The 10000-nt window shown below is 49.6% G+C and carries 10 protein-coding genes; 5 read left to right on the top strand and 5 right to left on the bottom strand.

The window, feature by feature from the left end; translation table 11 throughout:
* Positions 1-801: 801 nt before the first annotated feature.
* Both H6F94_RS12965 and H6F94_RS12960 read right to left on the bottom strand, forming a co-directional pair.
* Complete coding sequence (locus H6F94_RS12965; protein ID WP_190802659.1) at positions 802-1395, bottom strand: GNAT family N-acetyltransferase; 594 nt, start codon at positions 1393-1395, stop codon at positions 802-804.
* Between the two features lie 61 nt (positions 1396-1456).
* On the bottom strand, positions 1457-1753 hold the full coding sequence (locus H6F94_RS12960; RefSeq protein WP_190802658.1) for an antibiotic biosynthesis monooxygenase family protein: 297 nt from the start codon (positions 1751-1753) through the stop codon (positions 1457-1459).
* Positions 1754-1984: 231 nt separating this feature from the next.
* Between H6F94_RS12960 and H6F94_RS12955 the strand changes: the two genes are divergently transcribed.
* The 3 genes from H6F94_RS12955 to H6F94_RS12945 all read left to right on the top strand — a co-directional run bounded on the left by H6F94_RS12955 (position 1985) and on the right by H6F94_RS12945 (position 4189).
* A complete protein-coding gene (locus H6F94_RS12955) occupies positions 1985-2308 on the top strand; it encodes a Mo-dependent nitrogenase C-terminal domain-containing protein (protein ID WP_190802657.1) in 324 nt (107 codons plus the stop codon).
* A gap of 575 nt (positions 2309-2883) precedes the next feature.
* Positions 2884-3402: a hypothetical protein gene (locus H6F94_RS12950; protein ID WP_199320392.1), complete on the top strand. Its 519-nt coding sequence runs from the start codon at positions 2884-2886 to the stop codon at positions 3400-3402.
* Between the two features lie 247 nt (positions 3403-3649).
* Positions 3650-4189, top strand: coding sequence for a hypothetical protein (locus H6F94_RS12945; RefSeq protein WP_190802656.1), 540 nt, complete (start codon positions 3650-3652; stop codon positions 4187-4189).
* A 121-nt stretch (positions 4190-4310) separates the two neighbouring features.
* On the opposite strand, the gene H6F94_RS12940 is transcribed toward H6F94_RS12945, so the two are convergent.
* Positions 4311-4502 carry a hypothetical protein gene (locus tag H6F94_RS12940; protein WP_190802655.1) on the bottom strand — a complete coding sequence of 64 codons (192 nt, stop codon included), beginning with the start codon at positions 4500-4502 and terminating at the stop codon, positions 4311-4313.
* A 457-nt stretch (positions 4503-4959) separates the two neighbouring features.
* On the opposite strand from H6F94_RS12940, the gene galE reads away from it, so the two are divergent.
* Positions 4960-5982 carry a UDP-glucose 4-epimerase GalE gene (galE, locus tag H6F94_RS12935; protein ID WP_190802654.1) on the top strand — a complete coding sequence of 341 codons (1023 nt, stop codon included), beginning with the start codon at positions 4960-4962 and terminating at the stop codon, positions 5980-5982.
* 39 nt (positions 5983-6021) lie between these two features.
* Positions 6022-7878: a glycoside hydrolase family 2 protein gene (locus tag H6F94_RS12930; protein ID WP_190802653.1), complete on the top strand. Its 1857-nt coding sequence runs from the start codon at positions 6022-6024 to the stop codon at positions 7876-7878.
* A 147-nt stretch (positions 7879-8025) separates the two neighbouring features.
* Here the strand turns inward: H6F94_RS12930 and H6F94_RS12925 are convergent, their stop codons facing one another.
* Together H6F94_RS12925 and H6F94_RS12920 are read right to left on the bottom strand one after the other, a co-directional pair.
* Positions 8026-8394 carry a hypothetical protein gene (locus tag H6F94_RS12925; protein ID WP_190802652.1) on the bottom strand — a complete coding sequence of 123 codons (369 nt, stop codon included), beginning with the start codon at positions 8392-8394 and terminating at the stop codon, positions 8026-8028.
* Positions 8395-9037: 643 nt separating this feature from the next.
* Positions 9038-9991 (bottom strand): GDP-L-fucose synthase family protein, encoded by a 954-nt coding sequence (locus H6F94_RS12920; RefSeq protein WP_190802651.1) that lies wholly within the window; start codon positions 9989-9991, stop codon positions 9038-9040.
* Positions 9992-10000 lie beyond the last annotated feature (9 nt).

Here is a 10000-nt window from a genome sequence, read left to right as displayed (position 1 = left end):
AGTGTCCTGGTTTGGCCCACTTGTCGAATGATGTGGGGACCGGGTCGTTATCGACGACTACTCTGACCTTCGCCTCCCGCTCCTGAGGACTGATTGTCATCGAGACTCTCCTCGTTGAGACAGCGAATCAAAAGCAATCCACCTCACAGACTGAGATGTGAGAACTTGAGCCTGCGGTGAAGCACACAGGTCTTCAAGCTCTCAGGTAAGAGCCGATTTTAAAGAAGACAGCTACGTTTCGGTGGATTGCTTTGAGAAGTAAGTCTAGGCGAAGTTTTCAAGCTTGAAAACCACCAGTTAATTATTTTTAGCAAATGTACAAGTAGCGGCCTTCGTACTTGAATCTGTGCCCATTTACATAGGTATAAATTGGGGTTGAAAGCTTCGTGTTGATGGTCACAAAGCAAATTTATAGAGCCTATTCCCTTAGATATATGAAAGATTGAAGTGACAGAGATAGCTATTAGAGTCGTGTCTTGAGCCCGCATTGGTACTGAAGAGCCAGCTCTTCAGTACTAGCTCTTCGCACCAACTCTCCTACTGCTGATGAAATGAGGCAATCAAGCAGGTGAAGTAAGGGGAACCAGTAGCGAAAAGTAACAGTAAAGTAACAGTGCAGGCCAAGCCTGTACGAGCCAAGGCTGCTCTATACAGATCTATAGAAGCCATGCTTTTGAGAGCGACTTCATGACGTTCAGGCGGCTAGTTTGAAAGCTAGTGGTAGTGCAAAGGCCTTGAGCTGATGTTGCTAGTGTCTGCGCCCTCTGCCTGTGCCCTGGGTGACGGTGCAAGAGTCTGCACTTATAGGGGTTTGACGGCCGTAGAGCCACTTCCTAAACTGAACTCGTCCTTAGCCAGGGCATACACCATGACCTCCTGGCCCAATGCTTCGTAAAACAGTCTTGCCTGAAGTTTCAAGCCGACTTTCTCTAGAACTCGTAGGGAAGCTAGATTTGCAGATAAGGCAACTGCAGCAACACGCTGCATCTCAAACTCGGAGAACCCTTTAAGAAGAAGCGATTGAACTCCCTCTGTTGCATAACCTTTCCCCCAAGCGGTCTTTCGCAAGCGATACCCCAACTCAGTATCACTAGGATTCGCTAATGTAGGGTCAAAGTAAGGTGCATCTATTGCAGGTCTTAAGAAAAACCAGCCGATAAATTGCTGACTTGATTTTTCGACTGCGGCCCAAACCCCGTAACCTTCATATTTCTTGTAATAGGCCAGAAATTTAGGAAGAACTTGAGTCTGGATAGCTACGCGGTCTGGCAACTGCCCGGCATTAGGAGTGAAGCGGATAACATCAGGATCGCTATCTAGCTCAAATAGATGATCTACATCATCAACTGTAAACTGACGTAGGAGCAAACGCTCCGTTTCCACAAACACTGTCATGTTTTTTGGTTTTTCTAATTAATTACTTTTCCGATTGATTATCTTAGCCTCACAAAGCAGTTCATTTTAGCGAAACAATCTCATAGTGCTCCACGGTTGGGAATGGCTCGTAGAAGTGATGTAGCAACCGGCGCCACTCCTGATATGCCGACGACTTTCGAAACCCAACAGTATGAGCTTCTAAAGTCTGCCAGCGCACTAACAAGATATAACGATTTGTAGTTTCCAGGCACCGTTGAAGTTCATGCGAGATGTAACCTGGGCTGGAACTGATAATAGTGGCAGCTGTTGAGAAAGCCTCCTCAAATTCAGCAGTCATATTAGGTCTAACATCAAGGATGGCAACTTCTAGAATCATGATTTGGGTTTCACAGTCACAGAATCTCTGTTTTTGTTGTTCTCCACTTGAAGGTCATTTTCTAACGGAAGCAGGAAACAAGCACCACGAGCGGCTAGGGATGCATACCCTCGTGAACGCGTGAGAGTTAAGCAGAAATTATATATCATAAAAACAACTTATATTTGAGGCTTACTGACATTGCGGTGGTTTATAGATAGACTACTGCATAGAGGTTGTTTGGAGATTGAAATGTTGGAGTTAACAGGGGACAAACAGCAGATCAAGAACGCTCACGCAGAGACTAGAACTAGACGATTTGATTGGCTACAGCCAGCCCGTCAATGGTTAAACGGTTTGGAAATCCAAAATGCTTCAATGGCCCATTTACTCTGTCGAGCCATTCCTACGCAGTGCCCCTTCGAGCGGGAGCTTTATCTGCTCAACCGCAAGGTTGGTCACATCCCTCCGCTCTGCAAGTTGAATCCACTTTACGAAGAAGTCGTGAGCTTACGCTTCCGAGCACTCTGCTATCTTGCAGACAAGTGTGATGAAGACATTCGTTGTTATTGCTGAACTCAGCTTAGTAGCTAGGCAAAAGGCTCTGTGTTTGCATTGAGTTAGAAGGTCACTGCTCTCACCGTGGTAATGACGGCGGCAAGAAAAAACTCAACTCCACCTCCTGTACTCTTTTTCGCCCAGTTGAAAGCCAACTGTTGATTGAAGCATCTGTTTGCAATCCGTTGCAGTCAATGTGTTTACTTAGAAGATACTCACGGCTTGCTAATGACTGAGCCCCTAGATGGTCATAACTCGGGAACAACACCAACGAGTGCTCGTCTATCCTAGTAGTTTGAGCGGTAGGCTCGCTTCGAACTGCCTTAACCTAGATTACTTCCCGATCTAGGTCGGTGCTTAATTCTAAGCATTCAAGGGTTGAATTCGGTTGAGACTGCAGTCATCTAGCCAAGTTGAGGAGAAGAGCTATTATCACTCGCTGCAAGTATTTGAGGAGCTGGGCTAACTACTCAGTAGCACTAGGTTTGATCGCAGTGACAGGCGTCGCTTGTCAGGCTGAATCACCACCCCTAGCGAGTTCTTCTCCAACAAACTCTAGCCTAGCTGTAGAGGCATCCCCCTCTCCATCTGTCTTGTCTACCCCAGAACCTACTATCCAGGGGCAAGCCGAGTACCGGAGCCCTCGTTTTGGCTTCCAGTTCAGCTACCCTAGCCAAGATGTAGTGGTGGACGACACCACAGATGTGCCTCCTAATTCCAAAACCTCCTTGCTATCCGCAGTTGAAATCTGGACCCATAAGCACGCTCAAAAAATTCGCTCTGGGGCATACGAGGGAGGAACAGAATATCCAGCCAATGTAAACATAACTGTACACAGCAATGCTCAGCAATTGCCATTACAGAGCTGGGTCGAGCAAAGTAATCAGTTCGCGAGTCCCCGCGAGTTCAAGGGCACGACAGTTGCAGGGCAACCTGCAATTTCCTTTCAGTCTACTGGCCTATACGAGGATGAGCAGGTTGTTTTTTCTAACCTCGCTGGTTCTAACATCATCGTTATTGCTCTTGCAAAAACTAACTATGGTGACAATGATGCTATCTACCAGGGAGCCTTTCAAAAGATAGTGGACTCGTTTTCTTTTGTAAGTGAATAAAAGGAAAAAATCTAAAGAAACTTTAAGTGCGTTGCTGGCAATGTTGTGATGGGAACTCTAGAAATGCCCCCTCTGACTTTGCCCAAGCCCTATGTGCAAAGATGCAGAAAAAATACCTAGTCTAATGAGCCGCTACTTGGTTGGAGCACTTGCCTCTCTAACCCTGATTACAAGCTGCTCTACTTCGACTCCAGCGTCAGTCTCATCTCACTCCGTCCCATCGCAGATTGATCCCTTTCCCAAAGCGGTGAGTCAAGCCATGCAGGCTGCTCAGGAAACTCAATCTGCAACTTCTAAAGGAGAGTGGCACGCAGTTGCGCGTCAGTGGCAGGAGGCAGTTAGATTAATGCGGGCTGTGCCGCAAGCCAGTGCTCACCATGCCATAGCGCAGAAAAAGGTGGGCGAGTATGAGCGCAATCTTGCCTACGCGCAACAACAGAGCCAAGAGTGGCGATTCATCACCAGATACGGCAAGAAATCGGGCTCACCAGGATGGCAGGAGTACCTCGACATTACCTCCGTAACCCAACTAGGCGAGGAGGGATATGAGTTTCGACTGCTGAACTCCTACGAAGATGGAGTTAGGGGTTATAAGAAGCTCAGAGTCAATTGCCGTAGTGGTTACATCGACTACCTGTCCTTGATCCAGGAAAGTTCAGCCGGAACTAAGACAGACTTAAGCCAAGCATCAGATCTATTTGATGGAGCCATACCCTCAACCGCAGCAAGATATTGCCAACTGCTGGCCCAGACAACTGGCAAGAAAATGATTGGTGTGCAGAAATGATCGTGCCAGAGGATTGACAACTCACTCAAAGACCGAAATTGATGATGGTGAGGTCTTATCGGGCCAAGATTATGAGTGCCATGGTAGAGGCGAGGCTGGGCCTAGCAGGGAGCTTTTCTGCTTATGGCTCTTGTCTAGCTTCTGCCGCGACTGAATGCAATTTTGAACTCAGCTGAGCAGAATTGCTTAGACTACACTGTTTGACCTGTTGCTCAAGTTCTTCGAGCATTCGATACAACTCGGCAAAAGTCTGATCAATCCCAGTAGCTTGGGCAGCTTGAGCTGTTGTCGTGACTAAGGTGATTTCTAGCATGGGTTAGAGACTCGGACGAGACGATGGTCCTAAAAATTTTGCTAGTTGCTTTGCTAAAAATTAAGTTTAAAAGCTTTGTTAAGCTTTGATTTGATTCCCAGCTTTCAGCTGGACAAATTTGAGCTGGGAATTTATTAAACCTCAAACATTCTTGGTCTACACAACTTAACGAGCAGGATTGCCAGTTCAGCCCCCATGAAATACTTTTGCCCCAGCAGATCCATCGTTCTCTTGGTAGATTGACTTCCGAGATGCCTGTTACAAACAACACAAGATAGAGTCATTCATTCATTCGATAGATACAAAATCGTTCAGAAACCGGATAGCCTCTTGCTACGTAGCAAAGGTTCGGCGCTGCTCTGTTGAATTTCGCCAATGAGTTTCCCTCTTAAGGGAAGTATAGGTGGGGGACTCGGTGCAATCTTCTTGCCGAGCCATTAGGGGGCTTCAGTCGGCGATGGCAAATTCTATTTTGGTGACAGGCGGTGCGGGCTACATTGGCTCTCACGCTGTTTTGGCTTTGCAGAATGCAGGTTATGAGGTCGTCATCCTAGACAACTTGGTGTATGGTCATCGCGACTTAGTCGAGACTGTGCTCAAAGTGGAGCTTGTCCAAGGGGATACTGGCGATCGAGCACTACTAGATCAGCTTTTTCAAAGCCGCAATTTCGCTGCTGTGATGCATTTTGCTGCCTACACCTTCGTGGGTGAATCAGTGACGCAGCCGAGCAAATACTATCGCAACAATGTGGTAGGTACATTGACTCTTTTGGAGGCGATGGTTCAGGCTGGAATCAAAAATTTTGTTTTCTCCTCAACCTGCGCTATCTACGGCGAGCCAGAGCAAATTCCCATCCCTGAAGATCACCCACAAAATCCCATTAGCCCTTACGGCAGAAGTAAGCTGATGGTGGAGCAAATCCTCAGCGATTTTGACCGAGCTTATGGCCTGCGCTCGGTTCGTTTTCGCTACTTCAATGCAGCAGGAGCCGACCCACAGGGCCGCCTGGGTGAAGATCACGAGCCAGAAACCCACTTGATTCCCCTAGTGCTAATGACAGCCTTAGGACAACGGGAAAGCATAGCTGTCTTTGGCGATGATTACGCTACCCGCGACGGCACCTGCGTGCGGGACTATATTCACGTTACCGATCTGGCCCAAGCTCATGTGCAGGGACTGGAGTACCTACTCAAGGGCGGCAGTACCGAGGTGTTTAACCTAGGCAACGGCTTGGGTTTCTCGGTCCAAGAAGTGATTGCAGTGGCCCGTGCCGTCACCGGCGCACCGATTCCTGCCACCTTGGCTGAGCGCCGCCCCGGTGATCCGCCCATGCTGGTCGGCAGCAGTGGGAAGGCCCAACGTTTGCTGGGTTGGCAGCCTGAGTATGCAGATCTAGAAACCATTCTGGCTCACGCCTGGCAGTGGCACCAAACACGGCATGGCTTGACCAAAAATGATCTGACCAAAAGCAGGCATTGACCAAAGTTTGTTTAGGGAGCCTTACAGGAGCCTTCGTTGATGCTGCCTGACATGACCTATCCGCGTCCTCAGTTGCAACGTCCTAATTGGATTTGCCTGAATGGACCTTGGAAATTTGCCTTCGACGACGAGGGACGATTCAGCCAACCCAAGGATATTACGACTTGGACTCACACCATTGAAGTTCCGTTCGCACCAGAATCTGTGCGTAGCGGCATCGGCGATCTTGGCTTTCACCCCAACTGCTGGTATGAGCGCGAATTCGAGGCGCCTCAGGGAGAAGGCCGCGTGCTGCTCCATTTTGGAGCGGTAGACTATCGGGCACGAGTCTGGGTCAATGGCCAATTGCTAGCAGACCATGAGGGGGGCCATACCCCGTTCACATTGGACATTACCAGTGTTCTGCATCCAGACAGACCGCAGCGGGTCACGGTTTGGGCTGAGGATGACCCTTGCGATTTGGCAAAACCACGAGGTAAGCAGGACTGGCAACTGAAGTCCCATAGCCTCTGGTATCCTCGCACTACTGGCATCTGGCAAACAGTCTGGGCAGAGCGCGTTCCTCCTACTTACATTCACCACTTAACCTGGACACCACACTTCGAGCGTTGGGAGATTGGCTTTGAGGCGTTTGTGGCTGGAAACCCACAGGACAACTTGCAACTCAATGTGAAATTGAGCGTTGAAGGTAAGTTGCTGGCTAACGATACTTACCAGGTGCTCAACCAGGAAGTGCATCGCCGCATCGCCCTGTCTGATCCTGGCATTGATGACTACCGCAACGAATTGCTGTGGAGCCCTGAGAAACCGACCCTCATTGATGCTGAACTCCAACTGTGGTCAGGGGACAAACTGCTCAACATTGTCAGGTCCTACACCGCCATGCGCTGCGTCTCGATCCAGCGTGACCGCTTTATGCTCAATGGGCGGCCCTACTATTTGCGCCTGGTGTTGGACCAAGGCTATTGGCCCGACACGCTGATGACCCCGCCTTCAGACGAGGCGTTAAAGCACGATATCAGGCTGATCAAGTGTATGGGATTCAACGGTGTGCGTAAGCACCAAAAAATTGAGGATCCTCGATTTTTGTACTGGGCTGATGTGATGGGCTTAATGGTTTGGGAGGAGATGCCCAGCGCCTACCGCTTTACGCCCAAAGCTGTTGAGCGCCTAATCCACGAGTGGACTGAGGTTATCCAGCGCGACCAGAGCCATCCCTGCATTGTGGCTTGGGTGCCCTTTAATGAATCTTGGGGCGTGCCCAATCTAACCGAAGCAACTGCCCACCAAAACTATGTTCAAGCCGTCTATCATCTGACCAAAACTCTGGACCCAGACCGTCCAGTGATTGGTAACGACGGTTGGGAGAGCACCAACACAGACATTCTGGCGATTCACGATTACGACAATAATCCAACCCGGCTGTTTAAGCGTTACGGGGAGATGAAGCTTGCGGATTTATTCGAGCGCCAGCGTCCCGGTGGACGGGTGTTGACCCTTGATAACTATCCCCATCAAGGCCAGCCGATCATGCTGACTGAGTTTGGTGGTATTGCTTATACCCCTGAGAAAAATCTGGAGGGCGATCGAGCCTGGGGTTATGTTCGCAGTTCCAATCTCTCGGAATTAGAATTGCGGTACACCGACCTGCTGAAGGTGGTCAACGAACTAGAAATCTTTAGCGGCTTCTGCTATACCCAGTTCACTGATACCTTTCAGGAAGCGAATGGACTTCTCTATGCCGATCGGGTTCCAAAATTACCCTTAGAAGTCATCGCCGCTGCAACCCATCCCGGCGTTAGCCATGACGTCTGCACTGGCTTTGTCACTGAGCCCTGGCCTAAAACCGATCGCCTTTACTCCGTTCCCCATGAACCACCGCCAACCTCACCTTAAAGTCTGACCTCGAAGTCTAGCTAAAGTTAAAGCTAATGTATCTACACAAGCCAAGCCCATTTTTACAAGCTTGGCTTGTGTAGCTCTAGACTTTAGCTCCGAGGTGCTTAGCAACTTTCGCAAAAGGTTGGCTGATTCTAGACTTACCTAGGTTACTGTTCCGGACTTAATTCTGCTCGTGGACCGTCGCTTGAGCTGAACGCTCTTGCGTACACCACCGGCCATCTCGTATTCGCGGCTATCTTTGCCATATTTGCAGGCGACGCCATACAGCATTTTCTCAGTCCAATCGCCCAAGGTTTTCTCTAAATCCATCATTTCGACATAGGTAGAGTCGATGAGAGACAGGGTGGAGTTGTAGGCTTCTTGCTTAGCGCGCATCTGTTCAATGAGGTCACGAAAAGAGCTTAGGGTAAGCGCGTTACCCAGGTCTAAGTTGGTCCCAATAGTGACGAGACCAGAGGCCCGACGCTCAGCTCTTTCGAGGACTTTGGAGGTGCGTTTCTGACGTGACATAAAATTCTCTATCCAGCAAAACTATACTACCCAGCATAATGAAGCTCTCGTTTCAGCAGGCTCAGCAAAACTCTGGAAGTTTGTAGTTGCTTTCGCGATTTTGCTGATTTTTATCGGTGTTTTTGCTGGAGTTATTTTGGCGGTTTTTGGGGAGTTTTAGGGGGTGACAGCTACGGGTTTCTAGATGAGTCTGAACGACGGGCTCATAGTCCTTGCCGGTTGCCCAGTAACGCTGAATGGCTACCTCGTAGCTCTTACCTCACCTAGTAACCCTGAGTGACTGCCACGTAGCGCTTGCAGTCTGCCTGGTGGGGTCGTGACGGCACAGCTATTAGCGCTTACTGGTTAGCAAGTAGAGCTTAGGAGCAACCTCGTGGCTCTTATCCCCTGCACCGTCAAATTTATCAAGGACTGAGTAGGGCTTAACGGCTACCTGGTAACCCTTGCTCGCTGTTCAGTGATACCTACTAGCTACCTTGTGAGGTTGAATCTAGGCTAGGTCACCAAGAATAATAACCTCTACCCGAAGGGCCGAGCTCCTTCGGGTAGAGGCTGAGAGGCTAAAGAGTTAGCCATTCTGCTAGGAGAAGGGCCACTGAGGAAGCGCGGCCCTAGCTTGAAGACCCCACTTAAACTCCGTGATCTATTTCAACGGAGTTGCATGTTGGCGGTACCAATCGATGGTTCGCTCTAACCCTTCTTGCAGGCTGACTTCGGCAGAGAAGCCAAAGAATTCCTTGGCTCGGCGGGTGTCAAGGCAACGCCGAGGCTGACCGTTGGGTTGGTTGATTTCCCAGGCAATCTCACCTTCAAAGCCCATTAGCTCACTAATCGAATTCACTAAATCTCGGATTGAGATTTCGCTGCCTGTACCTAGATTAACTGGCTCGGATTGGTTGTAGTTGAGTGCGGCCAGAGCAATGCCGCGAGCAGCATCTTCAACGTAGAGAAATTCGCGGGTTGGGCTGCCATCACCCCAAACTGGGAGTTGCTTGAGCCCCTGTTGCTGGGCCTCATAGATCTTACGAATCAAGGCAGGAATGACATGAGAACTGTTGGGATCAAAGTTATCCCAAGGACCGTAAAGATTGACAGGCAGGAGGTAAACCCCGTTAAAACCATACTGCTGGCGATAGGCTTGCAATTGAACCAGCAGCGCTTTTTTGGCGATGCCATAGGGCGCGTTAGTTTCCTCAGGATAACCAGCCCAGAGGTCATCTTCCTGAAAAGGAACAGAGACAAATTTAGGGTAGGCACAGATCGTGCCGACACAGACGAACTTCTCGACTTCCGCTTGATGAGCAGCGTGAATGAGCTGGGTGCCCATCATCAAGTTGTCATAGAACAGTTCGGCGGGTTTTTGACGATTGAGGCCGATCCCACCAACATGGGCAGCTAAGTGCACGATGACATCTTGATGCTGGCTAAGCTGCTGGCAAACCTCCATCTGCCGGAGATCGAAGTCTTTGGAGCGGGGGACAGTGATTTTGTTAGGGTCAGCGCCAAGGGCTGCTAGAGCGGCAACGACATGCCGCCCCAGGAAACCAGATCCGCCCGTGACAAGAATGCGCTTTTGCGCCAGGGTACCTGAACTCATAGTGGTCAA

Source organism: Leptolyngbya sp. FACHB-261, assembly GCF_014696065.1.
Taxonomy (GTDB): domain Bacteria; phylum Cyanobacteriota; class Cyanobacteriia; order FACHB-261; family FACHB-261; genus FACHB-261.
This window is presented reverse-complemented; position numbering and strand designations above follow the sequence as displayed.